Consider the following 20595-nt stretch of genomic DNA (forward strand, 5'->3'; position numbering starts at 1 on the left):
GGCTATCGCCCTCCGCCGCCGCGCCGCCGCAGGCCGAGCGCGCCCCGGTCCCGCGCCCCGGCCGCCGGCACCAGAGCACCGCCCGTACCCGTCCCCGCACCCGTACCCGCCGCCTTGACCAACCCCAGCTCCCCCGCCAACGCCCACAGCGCCTGCTTGACGGTCGACCGGGCCTCCAGGTCGTGCAGGCGGCCCGCGTCGACCACCGCGGCGAGCTCCTTGTACGCGGCGGGCACGGCGACGCCCGCCATCCGCGTGCCCGTGATCTTCTGCACGAGCGGGGGCTGGATCTCGGTGGACCGCTGGTGCCGGTTCACCAGGACGGTGCTCTCCTCCGGCTTGCGGATCTGGAGCCGGTCCCACATCCGTACGACCCGCTTGGCGGCCCGTACGGCGACGACGTCCGGGGTCGTGACGAGCAGCGCCACGTCGGCCGTCTCCACCGCCGCCGCGCCCGCCGAGTCCAGATGGGTGCCGCAGTCGATGACGACGACCTCGTGGCGGGAGCGCAGGGCGCTGACGATCTGGCGGGCGGCGCGGTCGGTGACGTCCTCGCCGCGCTCCCCCTCCCCCGGGGCGAGGAGCAGCGACAGACCCGTCTCGTGGACGTACACCGCGTCCTGGAGCACCCGGGGCGAGATGTCGTTGATGGCGGCGAGGTCGGCGACCGAGCGCCGGAACTGGACGTCGAGGTACGAGGCGATGTCGCCGCCCTGGAGGTCCAGGTCGACGAGGGCGACGGTGTGGCCGGAGGCGCGGGCGGCGAGGGCGAGGTGGACGGCGGTGACGGTGGTGCCGACGCCGCCCTTGGCGCCGCTGACGGTGACGACCCTGCCGCCGGGCCCGGTGGGGGTGTCGGGGCCGGCGGCGCCGAGGTGGCGGCGGACGCCGGTGGACCACTGGGCGGCGGCCTGGACGCGGCTGGCCAGTTCCTCGTAGCCGAGGGGGAGGGTGACGAGGCCGCGGGCGCCGGAGTCCATGGCGGCGGAGAACAGCACGGGGCTGGCGTCGGCGGTGATGAGGACGACGCCGACGGCGGGGAAGCGGAGGGCGACCTCGCGGATGAGTTCGAGGGCGGGGACGGGGCCGATGCGCTCGTGGACGAGGACGACCTCGGGGAGCTCGTCGAGGGACTGGGCGGCGAGCCGGGCGAGGGTGTCGAGGAGCTGGGTGGAGTCGGCGACGGGCCCGGCGGGTTCGGCGTCGGGCAGCCGGCCGATGAGGGTGGTGACGGCGCGGGCCGCGTCCGGGTCGCCGACCGCCGGCAGGATCCTCGTGGTCATGCGGGCCTCACTTGTCCTTGTCGAGCGTGTACGTGCGGTCGCCCGGGGCGGGCGCGTTGCTGCCGCCGCCGGGGGCGACGAGGGCGAGGCGGACGTGTTCGGCGAAGGACTCGGCGTAGGCGACGCGCTGGGTGTCGGCGGTGGAGAGGGCGAAGGTGATCGGCACGGCCTCGTCGGCCCGGCCGGCCTTGTCGTCGCGGCTCTCGATGGGGGTGAGCTTGCCGATGGCGAGCACCTTGGCGCCGGCGACGATCAGCTTGGACTGGTCGGGCGGGCCGCCGCGCTCGCCGGCGAAGGTGGCGTAGATGTTGACGGAGGCGCCGGGGGTGATCTTGCCGGCGACGCCGGTGGCGGCGTCGACCATGATGGCGAGTTCCTGTTGGCCGGGTTCGAGCGCGGGCCGGTCGACGATCATGTCGCTCTGCAGCAGGGAACCGGCCTTGAGGGTCGTGACGGCGATCTTGCCCTCGGTCCTGCGGAGGTCGGTGACGGCGGTGGCGGGCAGCCAGCGCTCCGGCATGGTGATCTTCTCGAAGTTCCCGGGGCCGAGGGCGGCGTACGGCTTGACGTCGTCCTTGACGCGGTACGCGGTGACCTCGGGCCCGACCTTGGAGTTCACGTCGCTGATCACCGTGAGGACGCCTGCGAACACGCCGAGGGCGCACAGGACGGACAGCAGCAGCAGGATCACGCCGCGGCGCTGGCGGGAGTTCATGGCCGTACTACCTCGATCGATCGTGGACGGGAACGGGGGTGGCTGAACGGGGCGGCTAGCGGGACGCGGGCGCGGGCGTGGGCGTGGGGTCGGCCGTGGGCAGGGGCGCGGCGCAGAAGCCGCAGCGGTCGCCGATGAGCTCCATGCGGCACCAGTGGCAGGTCTCCCGCCGTACGGAGGCGACGAGTTGGTGCAGGACGGGCAGGTCGGGCAGGTACGCGGCGAACTCGACGAGCTTGCCCGTGCCCCACCAGCGGGGCGAGGACTCGGGCAGGGCGGCCTCCTGGACCGCGCGGACCCGCCACTGGGGGGCGAGGGCCGCGGTCGGCCAGTCGGTGGTGAGCTGGCCTCGGGCGAGAACCAGGTCGGTGGTGAACTCGGGCCCGGCCAGGGTCCCGGGCGCCGACCTCCCGGAGCCTCCCGACCCGCCCGACCCGCCCGAACCACCCGACCCGCCCGAACCGAGCCGTACGAGCTGGGGCGTGGGTCCGGCGAGGACGGCGAAGTGGGCGCCGGGCAGCCATCCCTTGACGTGGGAGCCGAGGCCGACGGGCACGTGGTCGAGCTTGGCGACGGAGCCGAGGACGGCGCCGGCGTACACGTAATGGGCGAGCAGCCGGGCGGCGGAGGCGAGGACTCCGGGGCTGAAGTCGCAGACGGAGAGCTGGCGCAGCTGCCGGACGAGGACGGCGGTGCCGAGCGGCGGGAGCTCGGTGCGGACGATCGCGATCCGGTCGGATTCGAGCAGGGACCGTACGGCATACAGCCGTTGGGCGGTCGCGGGCGGTACGGAGCCGGGGCAGACCACGATCGCGTGGCCGTGGCGTTCGGTCAGCACCCGCAGATCGGCCACGGCGGCGTCGAGCGGCCGGGTCTCGGGGCCGGGCAGCACGGCGGCTGGCGGTGTCTGCGGGTCGGTCGGCGGCAACACCAGGTCGGCGCCGGTGACCGCAATCGCTGTCGGCACGTCGGGCTCCCCCGATCCCTCAATGATCACTAGCTGCACTCGCAGCGTTACCGCCTCTGCACTTTATCCAGGCCACCGGAGTGGTGAACACACAATCCTGCAAGCTCCGTCACTTTCTCGACCGAAGGAGTCGGCTCTGAACTCCGGCTCTGAACTCCGGCTCTGAACTGCGGTTCGCGCCAGAGGTCTTGACAACCCAATTGGTCTGGACCAACTTGTTCCCCCAACGGAGACTCCCCCTCCCCCCGGCCCTCCCTCCCCCACTCCCCCACCCCCCCCGGAGGCAACACGTGGACCGCACCACCAGAGCCGCCCTGACGCTCGCCGTCAGCGCCGGGCTCGTCCTCGCCGGCGGCGCAGGCATCGCGCAGGCCGCGGACGTCAACGTCGCCAAGAACGCCGGTTTCGAGAACGGCCTGACGAACTGGTCCTGTTCGGCCGGCAGCGGCGCCGTCGTCTCCTCGCCGGTCCGCACCGGAGCGGGCGCCCTGCGCGCCACCCCGGCGGGCATGGACAACGCCAGGTGCACGCAGACCGTGACCGTGAAGCCGAGCTCCACGTACACCCTGAGCGCCTGGGTGCAGGGCGGTTACGCCTACCTCGGCGCCACCGGCACCGGCACCACCGACGTGTCGACCTGGACACCGGACAGCGGCACCTGGAAGCAGCTCACGACCACCTTCACCACCGGCGCCAACACCACCTCCGTGCAGATCTACACGCACGGGTGGTACGGCACGGCCGCCTACTCCGTCGACGACGTGAGCGTCTTCGGCCCCGACGGGGGCGGCGGCACCGACCCCGAGCCGACCGTCCCGGCCACCCCGGCCGGACTCGCGGCCGGCAGCGTGACGACCAGCTCCGTCTCCCTCAGCTGGGGCGCGGTCTCCGGCGCGACCGGCTACAAGGTCTACAAGGACGGCGCCCTCGCGACGACCGTGAGCAACAGCGCGGCCACCGTCACCGGACTGACCGCCGACACCTCGTACCAGTTCCAGGTCTCGGCGACCAACGCCGCGGGCGAGTCCGCCAAGTCGGCCGCCGTCACCGCGCGGACCGCCAGGGTCACCGACCCGGGCCCCGGTCCGGCCGTGCCCAAGCACGCGCTGACCGGCTACTGGCAGAACTTCGACAACGGCGCGACCGTGCAGAAGCTGCGCGACGTGCAGTCGCAGTACGACATCATCGCCGTCTCCTTCGCCGACGCGACGACCACGGCCGGCCAGATCACCTTCAACCTCGACCCGGCCGTCGGCTACGCCTCCACCGCCGACTTCAAGGCCGACGTCGCGGCCAAGAAGGCCGCCGGCAAGTCGGTCATCCTCTCCGTCGGCGGCGAGAAGGGCAACGTCACCATCAACAGTGACGCGTCCGCGACCGCCTTCGCGAACAGCGCCTACGCGCTGATGCAGGAGTACGGCTTCAACGGCGTCGACATCGACCTCGAGCACGGCATCAACTCCACCTACCTGACCAAGGCGCTGCGCCAGCTGTCGGCGAAGGCGGGATCGTCGCTGGTCCTGACGATGGCGCCGCAGACCATCGACATGCAGTCCACCGGCACCGAGTACTTCAAGACCGCGCTCGCCGTGAAGGACATCCTCACCGTGGTCAACATGCAGTACTACAACAGCGGTTCGATGCTCGGCTGCGACGGCAGGGTCTACAGCCAGGGCTCGGTGGACTTCCTCACCGCGCTCGCCTGCATCCAGCTCCAGGGCGGCCTGGACGCCTCCCAGATCGGCCTGGGCGTGCCCGCCTCCACCCGGGGCGCGGGCAGCGGCTACGTCGACCCGCAGATCGTGAAGAACGCGCTCGACTGCCTCGCCAAGGGCACGGGCTGCGGCACCTTCAAGCCCGCGCAGACCTACCCGAACATCCGCGGCGCGATGACCTGGTCGACCAACTGGGACGCCACGGCCGGCAACGCCTGGTCGAACGCGGTCGGCCCGCACGTCCACAACCTGCCGTAACAGCTCCCCCCTTGGGGGATTCCGCTCCGCAGCGCCGCCGCTCCCCCGGCGGCGCTGCGCCGTCTCCGGTGCTGTCAGGCGCGCGGGTAGCCGTACCCGGGGCCGGGCGCGTACCCCTGGGGGCCGGGGTACGGGGCAGGGGGACGGCCCGGCAGGTGGACGGCGAGCACCTGGTCGATCCGCGCCGCCCACTCGTCGACGCGGGTGTGCCGGCGTCCGTCGACGTCGCAGACGAAGCTCGTCCCGTCGTGCAGGAACAGCACGAGGCGCAGGACCCGGCCGCGCCGGGTGGGGAAGTGCTGGACCGCGGCGATCTCCGCCCAGCGGAAGTCCGCCTCGGCCTCCCGGAGCTGGAACGTCACGCCGTGCGCGTCGATGACCAGGCCGCCCTTGGCGTCGGCGGCGACGAACTCGGCAGCGGCACCGCGACCGGCACCCGGTGCGTACGACGGGGGCGGGGGCATCGGTACGGGACCGCCGGCGGCGGGGTACGGGGAGGCCGGGGCGTACGGGGCGGTGGGGGTGTACGGGAGGCCCGCGGGCGGCGGTGCGGTCGGCGGTACGGGTGTCGGGGCGCCGAAACCGGGAGTGGGGGTCGGGGTGGGGGTCGGCGGCGTGGCGACGGGCGGCACCGGGAGGGGTGCCGAGCGGGGGTCGGGCACGTCGAGGGCTGTCGGCCGGTGTTCCGGGGCCGGGCTCGCCTGAGCGCCCGCGCCCGGCCCGAGTTCGTCGAGGATCCGCTCGGGCGTCGGACGGTTGCCGGGCTCCTTGGCGAGGCAGCGGCCGACCAGGTCGCGCAGCCCCTCCGGCACGGCCGTGAGGTCCGGCGCCTCGTGCACCGAGCGGTACATGAGGCCCATCGGCGTACCGCCCCCGAAGGGGCTGCCGCCGGCCGCCGCCACCAGGACGGCGCCGAGCGCGAAGACGTCGGCGGCGCCCGTCACCTCCTCGCCGAGGGCCTGCTCGGGGGCCAGGTAGCCCGGGGTGCCGAAGGCGACGCCGGTGGCGGTCAGCCGGTTCGACTCCAGGGCCCGGGCGATCCCGAAGTCCAGGACGCGGGGCCCGTCCGGGGCCATCACGATGTTGCCCGGCTTGAGGTCGCGGTGGACCAGGTCGCAGGCGTGGATGGCCTCCAGGGCCTCGGCGAGGGCCGCCGCGAGCGCCCGCAACCGCTCCTCGTCCAGGGGCCCTTCGGCCTCGACGAGGGTGGCGAGCGTGGGGCCGGGGATGTACGCGGTGGCGAGCCAGGGCTCGGCCGCCTCGGGGTCGGCGTCGACGACCTGCGCGGTGTGGAACCCGCCGACCCGCCGGGCCGCGGCGACCTCCGCGCGGAAGCGCGCGCGGAAGGCCGGGTCGGCGGCGAGCTCGGGCCGGGCCACCTTGACGGCGACGGCGCGCCCGCCGCGCGACCGGGCCAGGTAGACGGTGCCCATGCCGCCTTCGCCCAGCTTGTGCTCGATCACGTATCTGCCGATGAGGGTCCCCACGCAGGACAGTATGGCCGAACCCCGCACGTTGATCCGGCCATGCCATCCCCGACGGGGCGGGTTACGAGGTCTTCCCGTCGCCCTCGTCGAAGAAGGCGTCCAGGACCGCGTCGAGCTCCGACTCCCACTCGGCGACCTTGGCCTTGGCCGGCGCGTCGATCTCGATGGGGTACCAGCGGCGGTCCGGGGTGTGCACGATGACGGTGAAGCGGCGCCCGAAGCGGGACACCTCGGTCTCCACCGCGCCGATCTCGTCCCAGCGGAACTCGCAGTTCTCCTCGTCGAGGCTCAGCCGCACGCCGGTGGCGTCGGCCACGATCCTGGCCCGCCGGTCGGCGGCCTCGAAGACCGGCCCGTCCACGACGACTTCGGTGTCCGTGTCCGTGTCCGTGTCCGCGGCCTCGGGCGCTTCGGGGGCCGGGGCCGGAACCGCGTCCTGCGGTTCGGGCACCTCGTCCTTCGGCTCCTCGACCGGGTCCGCGACCGGCTTCACCGGGGCGAGCCCCGTGATGCCCGGGACGAACGCCGGGTCCGCCGCGGCGCCTTGCACCGCCTGAAAGCTGCTGGGTCCTGTGCGCTGCTCCACGGCGGAAGTATGGCCGATGTTCCTGTGGGCGTTCGAGCCACCCCGGATCAGCCCCTGGATCAACCCCGGATCAGCCCAGCACGGCGAGGGCGTCGATCTCGATCAGAAGCCCCGCCGGCAGGCCGACGTAGACCGTCGTACGGGCGGAGGCGGGGGCCTTGAGGCCCTGCTCCTCGAAGTACCGGTTGTAGATCTCGTTCATCTCGGCGAAGTGGTCCACGTCGGTGAGGTAGACGCGCATCATCATCACGTCGTCCCAGGTCGCGCCGCCCTCCTCCAGGATCGCCTTGACGTTGGCGAAGGTCTGGAGGGTCTGCTCGCGCAGGGTGGGACCGGCCGGGGTGGGGGCCCGGCCCTCGACGGCGGGCAGGAATCCGACCTGGCCGGCGACCTGGAGGATGTTGCCCTTCCTGACGCCGTGGGAGAACTTGGCGGGCGGGGCGGTGTGGGTCGCGGGGGTGAGGGCGATCTTCTCGGTCATGCGGTGTCCTCGGTGTCCTCGGTGTCCTTGGGTCGGGTCGTACCGGAGTAGTCGGCGCTGATGTCGTCGGCCGTGCGCCGCACCAGGGGCAGGAGCGTGAGGAGTTCCTCGGCGGTGACGACCACGTTGGGCGCGGACACCGACATGGCGGCGACGACCCGGCCGTCGGCGCCGCGGATGGGCGCGGCGACGCAGTTGATGGACTCCTCGTGGCCGCCGAGGTCGGTGGCCCAGCCCTGTTCGCGCACGGTCGCCAGCTCCTTGAGGAAGGCGGCCGCGTCGGGGGTCGAACGGGGCGTGTACTGGGGGTAGTCGAGCTTGGCGGCCAGGGCGCGCCGCTCGGGCTCGGGGAGGTCGGCGAGGAGCAGTTTGGCGACGGCGGCGACGGTGATGGCGACCGGCTTGCCGATCCGCGAGTACATGCGGACGGGGTAGCGGCTCTCGACCTTGTCGATGTAGAGGACCTCGCCCTCCTCGTGGACGGCGAGGTGGACGGTGTGTCCGATGCGTTCGTTGAGGGCGGCGAGGTGAGGGTGGGCGATCTCGCGGACGTCGAGGTTCTCGACGGCTTCCTGGGCGAGCGCGAAGAGCCGGGCGCCGAGGCGGTAGCGCTGGTCCTGCTGGCGGTGGACGAGGCCGTGCTCGTGCAGGGTGCGCAGCAGGCGCAGGGCGGTGGACTTGTGGACGCCGAGCCGTTCGGCGACCTGCCCGAGGTCGGCGGGCCCCTGGGCGAGCAGCGGCAGGATGCCGAGTGCCCGGTCGACGGTCTGGCTCATGGCGTGCGTACCTCCTGGTCCTCCCCCGTCCAGCCGGGGCCGAGGTGAAGTGTCTCCCAGGCCTCGTCGGGGGCGGCGGCCAGCCGGTCGGCGTGGGCGCGCCGTGCGGGTGCGGCGAGGTCGCCGGGGACGGTGAGCGCGGCGGCGGCCATGAGGTGGCCGTGGCGGAGACGCGCCTTCGCGTCGAGCCCGCGCAGGGTCCCGGAGAGGAACCCGGCGGCGAAGGCGTCGCCGGCGCCGACGGGCGCGACGACGTCGACGCGGGGAGCGGGGACGTGGGTGACGGTGTCGGGGCGGCCGCCGCTGCGCGGGGGCTCCGCCCCCGCACCCCCGCGCGTCAATCGCCGGTGGGGCTGGATCTCCAGCCCGTCAGGGGAAGAAGCCGCGCAGCGCTCGTACACCGTCGCCCCCTCCCCGCCCCCCTTCACCACCAGCACCGCCGGCTCCGGCAGCGCGCGCCGAATCGCGTCCGGCTCCCCGACGCCCCACGCCTCCTCCGCCTCGTCGGCGCCGACGAAGACCACATCGGCTCCCCGCGCCAGCTCAAGCAACACCCGCCCCCCGCTCACCGGGTCGGCCCACAGCCCCGGCCGGAAGTTCACGTCGAAGGAGACCAACGGCCGCCCGCTCCGAGGCGCTGCCAGCTCACGCAAGAGCGCGAGGCACGAGTCCGACAGCGCCGCCGTGATACCCGTCAGGTGAAGGATCCGGCCGCCCGCGACGACGTCGTACGGCACGGTCGAGGGCGCCATCGCGGAGGCGGCCGACCCGGCCCGGTAGTAGACGACCTCGTGCGCGTCGGTGGCCCGGTCGGTGGCGGTGCGGAAGTAGACGCCGGTGGGCCGGTCGGGGTCGCGGACGACGGTGGAGACGTCGACGCCGTACGAGCGGATCGCCTCGACGAGATGGTCGCCGAAGCCGTCGCGGCCGACCCGCCCCACCCACCGCACCCGGTGTCCGACGGCGGCGAGCGCGCAGGCGACGTTGGACTCGGCGCCGCCGACGGCGCGGTCGAAGGAGGGCACGTCGGCGAGGCGTCCGGGCCGGGTGGGCAGGAAGGTGACCATGGACTCGCCGAGGCAGACGACGTCGGTCACCCGAGCACTCCTTATCGTCGATCAGCAACGCGTCCGGTCCGTTGACCCGGCCTCGGCCCGGATGTTAGACAGCGACCAGCGATATACGCAACGAGCGTTGCACAGAGTGCAACGCTCGCGAGGAGGATCCATGCCCGACCTGGCCCACGAGGTCGTCGACCACCGCTTCAAGGCGCTGCCGCCGGACGCGGCGGGCCTGACCGTCGGCGAGTTGGCCGCCCAGCGCCGCAACCTCTTCACGGGCGGCTTCACCACCCCCGTCCTCGCCCTCTCCGCCGAGTCCGTCGAGCACAACCTGCGCCTGCTGGAGACCTACGCCGAGCGCCACGGCCTGGCCTTCGCGCCGCACGGCAAGACGTCCATGGCCCCGCAGCTGTTCGACCGTCAGATCGCCCACGGCGCCTGGGGCATCACCGCCGCCGTCCCCCACCAGGCCCGCGTCTACCGTGCCCACGGCATCTCCCGGATCTTCCTCGGCAACGAGCTGGTCGACGCCGTCGCGCTGCGCTGGCTCGCCGCCGAGCTCGACGCCGACCCCGGCTTCCGCTTCATCTGTTACGTCGACTCCGTGCGCGGCGTCGAGCTGATGGACGAGACCCTGCGCGCGGCGGGCGGGACCCGCCCCGTCGACGTCGTCGTCGAACTGGCCGCCGGTGCTACCGGGCGGACGGGCGTACGGACGGAGGCGGAGTGCGCGGCCGTCGCCGACGCGGTCGCGGCCGTCCCCACGCTCCGTCTCGTCGGCGTCGCCGGGTACGAGGGCACGATGCCCGGGGCCGACGCCGACTCCGTACGCACGTGGCTGCACCGGCTCGTCGGGCTCGCGGCCGAGTTCGACAAGGCCGGCCGCTTCGACCCCGCCATCGGCGAGATCGTGGTGAGCGCGGGCGGCAGCGAGTGGTTCGACTCGGTCGCCGAGGTCTTCGCGGAGATCCCGGAACTCTCCCTGCCCGTCCTGAAGCTGCTGCGCTCCGGCGCGTACGTCTCGCACGACGACGGCCAGTACCGCGACCGCACCCCCTTCAACCGGGTCCCCGAAGAGGGCGCGCTCCAGCCGGCGTTCCGGCTCTGGTCGCAGGTCGTCTCCCGGCCCACCGCCGAACAGGCCTTCACCAACGCGGGCAAGCGGGACGCCTCCCACGACCTGCACCTGCCCGAGGCGCAGGTGGTCCGCGACGCGCGTACGGGTGAGGTCCGCGCCGCGGCGGGCATCACCGTGACGGGCCTGTCCGACCAGCACGCCTGGCTCGGCACCGCGCCGGGCGCGGACGTGGAGGTCGGCGACTGGGTGGGGATGGGCCTGTCGCATCCCTGCACGATCTTCGACAAGTGGCAGCTGATCCCGCTGGTCGAGGCGGACGGGACGGTCGTCGACTACATCCGCACCTTCTTCTAGAGGAGCCCTGACCGTGATGGACCTCGTCTTCCGTGACGCGGAGGTCGTCGACGGCACCGGCGGGTCCTCCTACCGCGCCGACGTCGCGATCCAGGGCGGCAGGATCGCCGCGATCGTCAAGGAGGCCGCGCAGGCGGGCTGCCGGCGCCCGACGGCCCGCCGGGTCATCGACGTCGAGGGCCTCGCGCTCGCCCCCGGTTTCATCGACATGCACGCCCACAGCGACCTCGCGCTGCTCCGGGACCCGGACCACAGCGCGAAGGCGGCGCAGGGGGTGACCCTGGAGGTCCTGGGGCAGGACGGCCTGTCGTACGCGCCGGTCGACGACCGCACCCTTGACGAGGTCCGCCGCACGATCGCCGGCTGGAACGGCGACGGCTCCGACGTCGACCTCGACTGGCGCACGGTCGGCGAGTACCTGGACCGCCTGGACGCCGCGCACGGCGGGCAGGGCATCGCCGTGAACGCCGCGTACCTCGTCCCCCAGGGCACGGTCCGCACGTACGCGATGGGCTGGGAGGACCGGCCGGCGACGGAGCACGAGCTGGACCGCATGCGGCGGCTGGTGGCCGAGGGCATGGAGCAGGGCGCCGTCGGCATGTCGTCGGGCCTGACCTACACCCCCGGGATGTACGCGCCGGACGCCGAACTGACCGAGCTGTGCCGGGTGGTGGCCTCGTACGACGGCTACTACTGCCCGCACCACCGCTCGTACGGGGCGGGCGCCCTGGCGGCGTACGAGGAGATGGTCGCGCTCACCCGTGCCGCGGGCTGCGCCCTGCACCTCGCGCACGCCACGATGAACTTCGGTGTGAACAAGGGGCGCGCGCCGGAGCTGCTCGCGCTTCTGGACGAGGCCCTCGACGGCGGCGCGGACATCTCGCTCGACACGTACCCGTACACCCCGGGCTGTACGACGCTGGCCGCCGTGCTGCCGAGCTGGGCGCACGAGGGCGGGCCCGAGGCGCTGCTCGCGCGGCTCGCGGACGACGCGACGGCCGAGCGGATCCGGCACCACCTGGAGGAGCTGGGCTCGGACGGCTGCCACGGGGTGCCGGTGGAGTGGGAGACCGTGGAGATCTCCGGCGTGACGGACCCGGCCCTGGCGGAGTGGGTCGGGCGCACGGTCCCCGACTGGCCGGCGGCCCGCCGGCTGCTCCTGGAGGACCGGCTCGGTCCGACGATCCTCCAGCACGTGGGCCACGAGGAGAACGTCCGGGCGATCATGCGCCACCGTGTCCACACCGGCGGCTCCGACGGCATCCTCCAGGGCGCCAAGCCGCACCCGCGCGCCTACGGCACCTTCCCCGAATACCTCGGGCGCTGTGTCCGCGAGGAGGGCGTCCTGTCCCTGGAGGAGTGCGTCGCCCACCTCACCTCCCGCCCCGCCGCCCGCCTCCGCCTCCCCGACCGGGGCAGGGTCCACGAGGGCTTCGTCGCCGACCTCGTCCTCTTCGACCCGGCGACGGTCGCGGCCGGGTCGACGTACGCCGCTCCCCGCACCCTCCCGGTGGGCATCCCGCACGTGCTGGTGAACGGCCGGTTCGCGATCGAGGACGGCAGGCGGACGGACGAGCTCGCGGGCCGGTCGGTGAGGAGGAGCGGGAGCCAGGTGCCCTAAGCGGTTCGGGACCGCCGGGCCGGCAGCCGGAAGAGGTCCTTCAGCCGGCGCAGGGCCTCGGCGTCGCCGGTCGCCGTGGCGGCGCCGGACGCGACGGCCTCGGCCAGGCCCTTCCGCTCCACGCCTCCCACGAGGTCGAGGAAGTCCTGCTCGCCGATGGTCACGGTCGCGTCCGGGGTCTGGGCCGGTCCGTGGAGGGTCTCGACGGCCCCGTCGGCGACCCGGGCGTGGAAGACCTCGTCGCCGACGCGGAACTCGTACACCGCATGGAGCCCGGCCGCCGCCTCGGCGTCGAAGCAGGCCCGCAGGCCGAGCACGGCCCACCCGGGGTGGAAGGCCTCGGCATCACGCCGTTCCCCCATCGCCCAGGTCATGCCCCAGCGGGCGAGCGCGAGGACCGCCGGGCCGAGCTCCTCGCCGGCCTCGGTGAGGGCGTACGCCGGGGTGCGGGCGGGCGCCGGGAGGGTGATCTTGTGGGCGAGGCCCTCGCGCTCCAGGTGCTTCAGGCGGGCCGAGAGCAGCCCGGTGCCGAGGCCGCGCAGCGCGGCCTGGAGGTCGCCGAAGCGCTTGGGTCCGGTGAGCAGCTCGCGGATCAGCAGCAGCGTCCAGCGCTCGCCGACGAGGTCGAGGGTGCGCGCGGTCGCGCAGTACTGGTTGTACGTTCGCTGCTCCACGCCCTCACTCTAGGCCGGGCCGGGGGCCTCCAGGAGTACGCGGGCGAGCGCCTCCGGGTCGGTGAGCATCACGTCGTGCGGGGCGTCGAGCGCCCGGAGCCGGTAGCCGAGGGCGGCGCCGAAGCGGTCGAACGGGTAGGTCACGGGCCGGCAGTGGACGGCGGTGCCGGGGATCGCGTCGACGGCGCCGCTCAGCCGGGTGGCCTCAGTGAAGGTGCGCAGCGGCTGCGGGACGAGGCGGGGCGCCAGCCAGGCCGTGTCGGCGGCGCCGGTGACGCCGAAGGCGGCCGGGGGCGGGGCGGGGATCGTGCGCCCGTCCGGGGAGGCCGCGGCGGCCTTGCGCATGGCGGCGCCGAAGGAGTCGGGGGCCAGGTCGAGCAGGCCGGCGCCGTCGGGTCCCGCCCAGCCGTCCACGAGGACCAGGTGGTCGACGGTGTCCGGCCGGACGTCGGCGGCCTCCCGGACGACGAGGCCGGCGTAGCTGTGTCCGACCAGGACGACGTGGTCGCCTTCGGGGACGGCGTCGAGGGCGGCGGCGACCGTGCGTGCGTCGTCGTGCAGTCCGTGGTCGCCGGGTGCGCCGAGGTCCGGGGTGACGGTGCGGGCTCCGGCGGCGTGCAGCAGGGGCACGATCCGGTCCCAGGCCCAGGGCCCGTGCCAGGCCCCGTGGACGAGTACGTAGGTCGTCGTCATGGCTCCCGACCCTAGCCCGCCACTTCCCGTTTTTGAAGTACCTGGTTCAAAATCAGGAAGGATGACTCGGGGTCGCGGACCGCCCCCGCTCCCCCGCCGCCTGCGCGGGCAGCGACGCGGAACCGTCCGCCCGGGCCTTCGCATGCCCCTGGTCCCACGGCTCGCGCCGCGCCCACCACAGCCCGGCGGCCACCACGGCGCCCGCCGCGACGAAGCCGTACCAGGGGGTGTGGCCGGACGGCGCCGTCTCGTACGCAAGGCCGGCGGACACCACCGCGAGGAGCTGCCCGAGGCGCCCGCCCCAGGCGACGGCCGCGACGGCGCACGTGCCCCACAGGGCGTACCAGGGCTGGACCATCGGGGAGAGGGCGACCAGGGCGAGGAGGGAGAGGCCGAGGCCGAGAACCGGGTCGACGCGGCCCTTCCAGGCGCGCCAGGCGACGGCCGTGACGACGGCGGCCGCCGCCAGCAGGCCGAGCTTCTGGATCAGGCCCTTCACGGGCTCCGGCTCGCCGGAGACGAGGAGCCCGAGGCCCAGGCCCACGTCGCTGGTCACGGAGAGCGCGGTGTGGATGGTGGCGGCCACGCTCTGGGTGCGGAGCCAGCCGAAGCCGGTGCCGGCCAGGACGCTCGCGCCGGCGGCGACGGCCACGGCCACCGCGCCCGGCAGCAGCCCGGCCACCGCGCCCCGGCGCCGGGCGAGGACGATGCCGGCGAAGAGGAGGCCAAGCGCGGCCGGCGACTTGATCGTCATCGCGAGTCCGATGAGCGCCCCGGAGAGCACCCCCGCGAGCGCCCACCGCCCGCGCACGGCGCACAGCATGCCCGCGAGCAGCAGTCCGGCCATCAGGCCGTCGTTGTGGAGGCCGCCCACGACATGGATGAGGAGCAGCGGGTTGAGCGCGGCCAGCCACACGGCGCCCGCGCGGTGCCGCTCGGGCGCGAGCCCCCGTGCGGCCCACACGACCAGCAGCAGCGCGAGGATCGCGACCATCCGCATGCCGAGGACGGCGGGCACGACCGCGCCGCCGGTGAGCTTCACGACCGCCTGGGCGAGGACGAGGAAGAAGGGGCCGTACGGGGCGGGGGTGTCCGTCCAGTGGCCGCCGACGCTCGCCGCGGCCTCGTACCCGAGCTCGCCGGGTCGCAGCACGGACGGCCCGGCCCCGTAGACGTCGTGCCCTTCGAGGACCATCGCGCCCTGGGCGATGTAGCTGTAGACGTCGGCGCTGTAGAGCGGCGGGGCGAGGAGCAGCGGCGCCGCCCAGCAGGCGAGGGTGACGCCGGCCCGGTCAGCGGCTCCGGCGCGCAGCCGCCGCCCGTACTGCCACCAGGCGAGGATCAGCAGGGTGAGCCCGAGGTACGCGAGGAGCGCCCCGGCCACCGTCACCGCGCCGCCGTGGCGCTGCCAGAGGCCCGCGCCGCCGCGTACCGGAAGCGTCCCGGCGGCCCAGCCGCCGGCGGTGACGGCGAGCGTTCCGGCCGCGCCGAGCCACCGGCAGCCGGCGGTGCTGAAAACCCACATGGGGGGCAAACCTACCCGCCCGCTAGCCGACCGCCGCGGTCCGGTCCCGGTCCCGGGTCTCGGTCGCCGTGCCCGTGCGCTGCATGCGGTGCCAGCGCAGCCGGCTGCCGAGCAGGGCGGTGACGACCGACTGGACCACGACCAGATACATCAGCTGCCGGTAGACGAAGATCTGCAGCGGCAGGGTCCAGATCGGCTCGAACCGCTCCCGGTCGAGCCGCAGCGCGTACACGGCGGTGGCGACCTGCACGGCGGTGAAGCCGAGCCAGACACCGAGCGCCTGGCCGGCGTCCTGGAACAGCAGCCCGTAGACGGCGAAGACGTCGACGAGCGGCGCGAGCAGCGGCAGCACGGTCTGGAAGAGGAGGAGGTAGAGCAGTCCGCGGCGGCCCAGCTTGCCGGACTGTCCGCGCTCGACCACCGCCCTGCGGTGCTTCCACATGGCCTGGAGGGTGCCGTAGCACCAGCGGTAGCGCTGCTTCCAGAGCTGGCGGACCGTGGACGGCGCCTCGGTCCAGGCGATGGCGGACTCCTCGTACACGACCCGCCAGCCGTCCCGGCACAGCGCCATCGTGAGGTCGGTGTCCTCGGCGAGGGTGTCCTCGCTGACCCCGCCGACGCGGGCGAGCGCGTCCCGGCGGAAGGCGCCGATGGCGCCGGGGACGGTCGGCATGCACTCCAGGACGTCGTACATGCGGCGGTCGAGGTTGAAGCCGATCACGTACTCGAGGTGCTGCCAGCGGCCGAGGACGCCCTGCCGGTTGCCGACCTTGGTGTTGCCGCTGACCGCGCCGACCCGCGGGTCGGCGAGCGGCTGGATCAGCCTCTGCACGGCGTCCGGCTCGAAGACGGTGTCGCCGTCGATCATCACGATGATGTCGAACCGCGCCCAGCCGATGCCGGTGTTCAGGGCGGCGGCCTTGCCCGCGTTGGGCTGGCGGACCACCATCACGCGCGGGTCCTCGACGGACTCGGCGATCTCGAAAGTGCGGTCGGTGGAGCCGTCGTCGACCACGACGATCTGGACGTACTCGTGGGTGGAGGCGAGCAGCGACCGGATGGTCGCCTCGATGCCGGCCTCCTCGTTGTACGCGGGGACGATCACGGACACCGGATCGGTGACCGGGGGCATCCGCGGGGCGCCCCGGCGGCGCCGGGCCCGGGTGCGGCGCACATGGAGCCGGGCCACGCCGAACAGCAGCGCGAGCCGTACGGCGGTGATGACGCCGGCCGCCGCGAGCAGCCAGGTCATGCCGTCCGCGAACCAGCGGGAGGCGCCCTGGGCGGCGATGAACGCGGCGCCCTTCCACTCGGCGAGCGCCGACACCGGGTAGGTGGTGCCGTCCAGGCCGAGGGCGGCGCCGACGGAGGTGTACCGGGCGGCGGCGCCGCGCTGCGCGAGGAGCCGCTCGGTCTCGTCCACGGCCTGTGCGGAGCCGGTGTACTGGCGCACGGACGTGCCGTCGGCGGCCACGATCACATAGCCCTCGGCGGCGGCGCGGTGCCCCGCCTCCCAGGTGTCGGCGCACAGGGTGCCGAGGCCGGCGGTGTGCGGCAGGCGCAGCAGCCGGGTGCCGATGCCGGAGGATCCGGCGAGGGCGTTCTGGGTGAAGGACAGCTCCAGGGCGGCCCGGCTCCCGGACACCTGGCCGAGTTCCACATCGCTGTAGGTGTGCGAGCCGATCTCGTGGCCCTCGGCGACGATCCGGCGCACCAGGTCGGGGTGGGCGGCGGCCGCGGAGCCGGTGAGGAAGAAGGTGGCCTTGACCTGGCGGGCGGCCAGGACGTCGAGCAGTTGCGGCGTCCACTCGGGGCTCGGGCCGCCGTCGTAGGTGAGCGCGGTCTTTCCGTCGGAGGGCGCGGCGCTCTCCACGGCGCCCGCCCCGTCGACCCGCAGCACCGGCTCGCCCTTGCGTACGTCGGCGGGCGCGGGGACACAGCCGGCGGCGGGTGTCCCGCCGGTGGCGGCGATCTCGTGGCGCCCGTATCCGGCGAAGACGAGGGCGGTGGCGGCGACCAGGAGGGTGAGGCAGAGCATCGCCCAGTGCGCCCGCGGGTCGCGGCGGCGCGCGTGGGCGCCTTCCCTGGCGACGGGCGGGCGGGGGACGGGCGGAGTCGGGGCGCGGGTGGGGGTGGGTTCCGCTGCCGGGGCGGGATGCGGAGTCCCGTAGGGGTCGTACGCCTGCCCCCCGTACGGCTGCTGCGGCTGGTACGGCTGCTGCGGCTGGTACGGCTGGTGCTGCCCGTACGGCTGCCCGCCGTACGGGTCGTATGCGCTGTGGGCGCCCTGGGTGCCGTAGGCCGGCTGCTCGTAGGTCCCGTAGGGGTCGTACGAGGGATGCGGCTGGGACGGCCGGTACGGCTGGTGCGAATCCTGGTGATACGGCCCCTGGGAGCCGTACGACTCCGGTTCGCCGTCTCCGCCGCGACGCCGGCGCCCGCCCGTCACTTCGGCTTCTTCGTCGAGCCGGGGGCGTTGCCCGAGTTCCCCGGGCCGGTGACGGTGCCGTCAGTGGGATCGGGCGCGGGTGCCCGGGTGGTGGACGAGGCGGAGGGGGCGGACGCGGTCTTCGAGGCCGAGGCGCTCGGCGCGGTGCTCGCGGTGGCGGTGGCCTTGCCGCTCGGGGTGCCACTGGGCGAGCCGGAGGGCCCGTCCGACTTCTCGTCGTCCGCGCCGTCGTCTCCCGGGTCCGCCTGGATCAGCGCGGGCGGCGCGGGGGGCTCGTCGTCCTGCCAGTTCAGCGGTCCGCCGGCGGGCCCGCTGCCGAAGACGCCCGCGACGACGATGCCGAGGAAGCCCAGGCAGCCGGCTCCGATGCCCACGGCGGCCCAGCGGGCGGCGCGCCGCCGCCGGCCCGAGGTGTCGACGAAGACGCTGTTATCCCGGTGGCTCATGGCGCCGGATTGTAGGGAGCACGACACCCTACATGCGAGTCACGCCACATCAGGGGCATCGGGGACAAACCGCTGGAAGGGCGCGCCCGTGCCCGACGTGTCCCAAAACACGAAGCGCGAACCGACCGCCCGCCGTAAGCTCTCGTCATGCAGGTGATCCAGTCCACGAAGCTCGCCAACGTCTGTTACGAAATCCGCGGCCCGGTGCTCGAAGAGGCGATGCGGCTGGAGGCGGCGGGCCACCGCATCCTCAAGCTCAACACCGGAAACCCGGCCGCCTTCGGCTTCGAGTGCCCGCCGGCCATCCTCGAGGACATGCTGCGCAACCTCTCCGAGGCGCACGGCTACGGCGACGCGAAGGGCCTGCTGTCCGCGCGGCGCGCGATCATGAGCTACTACGAGACCAAGGGCATCCCGCTCTCCGTCGAGGACATCTACCTCGGCAACGGCGTCTCCGAGCTCATCCAGATGGCGATGCAGGCGCTGCTCGACGACGGCGACGAGGTGCTGGTCCCGGCCCCCGACTATCCGCTGTGGACGGCCTCGGTGTCGCTGTCGGGCGGTACGGCCGTGCACTACCGCTGCGACGAGCAGGCGGACTGGATGCCGGACCTGGCGGACATCGAGCGGAAGATCACCGACCGCACCAAGGCGATCGTGATCATCAACCCGAACAACCCGACCGGCGCCGTCTACGACGACGAGATGCTGCGGTCGCTGACGGAGATCGCCCGCCGCCACAATCTGGTGGTCTGCTCGGACGAGATCTACGACAAGATCCTCTACGACGGCGCCACGCACACCCCGACCGCCGCGCTCGCCCCGGATCTCCTCTGCCTCACCTTCAACGGGATGAGCAAGAACTACCGGGTGGCGGGCTTCCGCTCCGGCTGGCTCGCGGTCTGCGGCCCGAAGGCGCACGCCTCCTCGTACATCGAGGGTCTGACGATCCTGGCCAACATGCGCCTGTGCGCCAACATGCCGGCGCAGCACGCGGTGGCCGCGGCGCTGCAGGGCCGGCAGTCGATCGAGGACCTGGTGCTGCCGGGCGGGCGGCTCCTGGAGCAGCGGGACACGGCGTACGAGCTGCTCACCCAGATCCCGGGTGTGAGCTGCGTGAAGCCGAAGGGCGCGCTGTACCTGTTCCCGCGGCTCGACCCGGCCGTCTACAAGATCAAGGACGACCGGCAGATGGTCCTGGACCTGCTGCGGGCCGAGAAGATCATGGTGGTGCACGGCACGGGCTTCAACTGGCACGAGCCGGACCACTTCCGGATCGTGACCCTGCCGAACGCGACGGACCTCGCGGACGCGGTGACGAGGATCGGGAACTTCCTGGACGGTTACAGCCAGTACTGAGCCGATTCCTTACCCGGACTCGGCTCAACTTTAGATTGAATCCAAGCTAGGATGGTCTCCAGAGCTCATCTCAGGAGGCCATCCCCATGTACGAACCGATCCGCACCAAGTCGGTCCACCGGATGGCCGACGACGCCCGGAACGGCTTCCCGCACCGCTCCCGCGAGGAGGAGTTGGACATCCAGCTCGCCGGACACCTCGCCGCCCTGCTCGCCGTCACCGACGAGCTGGGCGAGACGGAGGCGGGCGAGCTCATCGCCCGCCAGGTGGCCAGGCTGCGCGGCGCCCCGCCGGCCCGGCACGCGGGCCTCAGCGGCGCCCCCGCCGAGGCTCTGCACCGCAAGGCCCACGCCCTGGCCGGCCGCGCCCTCGTCGTCGCCGCCTCCCGCGCCGACACCTCCGCCGCGATCCTCGCCGCCGAACGCATGGACGCCCACACCGCGGCGCTCACCGGCGACCCCCTGGTCGCCGCCCCCTGACGGCCCCGGGCCGCGCGGCCACGACCCCGCGCGACCCGGGCGCCACCCACCTACGGCCCGGCCGTCGCACTCGGCTCGGTGGACGACGCCGGTTCGGTGGACCGGAACTCCGCGTCGTAGACGACGCACTTCGGCGCGCCCGCGCCGTACGCCTTCACACCCACCACCACCGCACGCCCGGTGGCCCCGCGCGGCAGATCCTCGACGGTCCCCACGCCCTGCTCGACGGCCTTGCCCCGGTCGTCGCGGAACTCCACCGTCACCCGGTACGTGCCCCGGTGCGCGGCCTGACTGGTGACCGACAGCTCGGCCACCGGCCGCTTCGACACCGGGTCGAGCCGGCACATCGTCACCGTCGCGTCATCGGACGGGAAGCGCATGCCCTCGTGGTTCTTCCCGTAGACGTACATGAAGCCGGCCATCAGCCCCACCGGCACGAGCACGATCACGGCCCCCGTCACCCACAGCAGAACCACCGCCCAGCGCGGCATACCCCCACCCCCCTCGTGAACGGCCGCCACGGTACACCTCGCTCCGGTTCACGACCGGGATCACCGCTTCACCTCCCGTACACCTGACTCCCCCTGG

General features: G+C 73.7%; 19 protein-coding genes. 5 read left to right on the forward strand and 14 right to left on the reverse strand.

The features are described 5' to 3' along the window. Nucleotides 1-2: 2 nt before the first annotated feature. From AB0M18_RS29280 to AB0M18_RS29290, 3 genes are read right to left on the reverse strand one after another with little or no spacing between them, the layout of a single operon-like run. Nucleotides 3-1283 carry a P-loop NTPase gene (locus AB0M18_RS29280; protein ID WP_365763211.1) on the reverse strand — a complete coding sequence of 427 codons (1281 nt, stop codon included), beginning with the start codon at nucleotides 1281-1283 and terminating at the stop codon, nucleotides 3-5. Between the two features lie 7 nt (nucleotides 1284-1290). Then, a complete protein-coding gene (cpaB, locus tag AB0M18_RS29285; RefSeq protein ID WP_365763213.1) occupies nucleotides 1291-1998 on the reverse strand; it encodes a Flp pilus assembly protein CpaB in 708 nt (235 codons plus the stop codon). Nucleotides 1999-2053: 55 nt separating this feature from the next. Beyond that, the gene (locus AB0M18_RS29290) at nucleotides 2054-2965 is read right to left on the reverse strand and encodes a hypothetical protein (protein WP_365763215.1); all 912 of its coding nucleotides are present in this window, start codon (nucleotides 2963-2965) and stop codon (nucleotides 2054-2056) included. 314 nt (nucleotides 2966-3279) lie between these two features. On the opposite strand from AB0M18_RS29290, the gene AB0M18_RS29295 reads away from it, so the two are divergent. Continuing rightward, the gene (locus AB0M18_RS29295) at nucleotides 3280-4938 is read left to right on the forward strand and encodes a glycoside hydrolase family 18 protein (RefSeq protein WP_365763295.1); all 1659 of its coding nucleotides are present in this window, start codon (nucleotides 3280-3282) and stop codon (nucleotides 4936-4938) included. Nucleotides 4939-5012: 74 nt separating this feature from the next. On the opposite strand, the gene AB0M18_RS29300 is transcribed toward AB0M18_RS29295, so the two are convergent. The 5 genes from AB0M18_RS29300 to AB0M18_RS29320 all read right to left on the reverse strand — a co-directional run bounded on the left by AB0M18_RS29300 (nucleotide 5013) and on the right by AB0M18_RS29320 (nucleotide 9365). Beyond that, nucleotides 5013-6425 (reverse strand): serine/threonine-protein kinase, encoded by a 1413-nt coding sequence (locus AB0M18_RS29300; protein ID WP_365763217.1) that lies wholly within the window; start codon nucleotides 6423-6425, stop codon nucleotides 5013-5015. A gap of 61 nt (nucleotides 6426-6486) precedes the next feature. Further along, nucleotides 6487-7011, reverse strand: coding sequence for a hypothetical protein (locus AB0M18_RS29305; protein WP_365763219.1), 525 nt, complete (start codon nucleotides 7009-7011; stop codon nucleotides 6487-6489). Nucleotides 7012-7081: 70 nt separating this feature from the next. Next, on the reverse strand, nucleotides 7082-7492 hold the full coding sequence (locus tag AB0M18_RS29310) for a RidA family protein (protein WP_365763221.1): 411 nt from the start codon (nucleotides 7490-7492) through the stop codon (nucleotides 7082-7084). Next, nucleotides 7489-8268: an IclR family transcriptional regulator gene (locus tag AB0M18_RS29315; protein ID WP_365763223.1), complete on the reverse strand. Its 780-nt coding sequence runs from the start codon at nucleotides 8266-8268 to the stop codon at nucleotides 7489-7491. The genes AB0M18_RS29310 and AB0M18_RS29315 overlap by 4 nt, the downstream gene beginning before the upstream one ends. Beyond that, nucleotides 8265-9365, reverse strand: a complete 1101-nt coding sequence (locus AB0M18_RS29320) for a sugar kinase (RefSeq protein WP_365763225.1) — start codon at nucleotides 9363-9365, stop codon at nucleotides 8265-8267. Before AB0M18_RS29320 ends, AB0M18_RS29315 begins: the two co-directional genes overlap by 4 nt. A 130-nt stretch (nucleotides 9366-9495) precedes the next feature. Between AB0M18_RS29320 and AB0M18_RS29325 the strand changes: the two genes are divergently transcribed. Beyond that, nucleotides 9496-10761, forward strand: coding sequence for an alanine racemase (locus AB0M18_RS29325; RefSeq protein ID WP_365763227.1), 1266 nt, complete (start codon nucleotides 9496-9498; stop codon nucleotides 10759-10761). A 13-nt stretch (nucleotides 10762-10774) separates the two neighbouring features. Further along, nucleotides 10775-12382, forward strand: coding sequence for a D-aminoacylase (locus AB0M18_RS29330; RefSeq protein WP_365763229.1), 1608 nt, complete (start codon nucleotides 10775-10777; stop codon nucleotides 12380-12382). Here the strand turns inward: AB0M18_RS29330 and AB0M18_RS29335 are convergent. The 5 genes from AB0M18_RS29335 to AB0M18_RS29355 all read right to left on the reverse strand — a co-directional run bounded on the left by AB0M18_RS29335 (nucleotide 12379) and on the right by AB0M18_RS29355 (nucleotide 18169). Continuing rightward, a complete protein-coding gene (locus AB0M18_RS29335) occupies nucleotides 12379-13056 on the reverse strand; it encodes a winged helix-turn-helix transcriptional regulator (RefSeq protein WP_365763231.1) in 678 nt (225 codons plus the stop codon). The two genes, AB0M18_RS29330 and AB0M18_RS29335, sit on opposite strands and share 4 nt — an antisense overlap. A gap of 9 nt (nucleotides 13057-13065) precedes the next feature. Continuing rightward, a complete protein-coding gene (locus AB0M18_RS29340) occupies nucleotides 13066-13749 on the reverse strand; it encodes an alpha/beta hydrolase family protein (RefSeq protein WP_365763233.1) in 684 nt (227 codons plus the stop codon). 52 nt (nucleotides 13750-13801) lie between these two features. Continuing rightward, entirely contained in the window at nucleotides 13802-15274 is a 1473-nt protein-coding gene (mptB, locus tag AB0M18_RS29345) for a polyprenol phosphomannose-dependent alpha 1,6 mannosyltransferase MptB (protein ID WP_365763235.1), read from the reverse strand. A 22-nt stretch (nucleotides 15275-15296) separates the two neighbouring features. Next, on the reverse strand, nucleotides 15297-17312 hold the full coding sequence (locus AB0M18_RS29350) for a glycosyltransferase (RefSeq protein WP_365763297.1): 2016 nt from the start codon (nucleotides 17310-17312) through the stop codon (nucleotides 15297-15299). A 407-nt stretch (nucleotides 17313-17719) separates the two neighbouring features. After that, nucleotides 17720-18169 carry a hypothetical protein gene (locus AB0M18_RS29355; protein WP_365763237.1) on the reverse strand — a complete coding sequence of 150 codons (450 nt, stop codon included), beginning with the start codon at nucleotides 18167-18169 and terminating at the stop codon, nucleotides 17720-17722. Nucleotides 18170-18316: 147 nt separating this feature from the next. Here AB0M18_RS29355 and AB0M18_RS29360 point away from each other — a divergent pair, with 147 nt between their 5' ends. Both AB0M18_RS29360 and AB0M18_RS29365 read left to right on the forward strand, forming a co-directional pair. Beyond that, the gene (locus AB0M18_RS29360) at nucleotides 18317-19528 is read left to right on the forward strand and encodes a pyridoxal phosphate-dependent aminotransferase (RefSeq protein ID WP_365763239.1); all 1212 of its coding nucleotides are present in this window, start codon (nucleotides 18317-18319) and stop codon (nucleotides 19526-19528) included. Between the two features lie 86 nt (nucleotides 19529-19614). Then, on the forward strand, nucleotides 19615-20007 hold the full coding sequence (locus AB0M18_RS29365) for a hypothetical protein (protein ID WP_365763241.1): 393 nt from the start codon (nucleotides 19615-19617) through the stop codon (nucleotides 20005-20007). A 50-nt stretch (nucleotides 20008-20057) separates the two neighbouring features. Here AB0M18_RS29365 and AB0M18_RS29370 read toward each other — a convergent pair whose 3' ends face one another. After that, nucleotides 20058-20498, reverse strand: a complete 441-nt coding sequence (locus tag AB0M18_RS29370; protein ID WP_365763243.1) for a hypothetical protein — start codon at nucleotides 20496-20498, stop codon at nucleotides 20058-20060. Nucleotides 20499-20595 lie beyond the last annotated feature (97 nt).

The sequence above is a fragment of the Streptomyces sp. NPDC051909 genome, from assembly GCF_040681095.1.
Classification (GTDB): domain Bacteria; phylum Actinomycetota; class Actinomycetes; order Streptomycetales; family Streptomycetaceae; genus Streptomyces.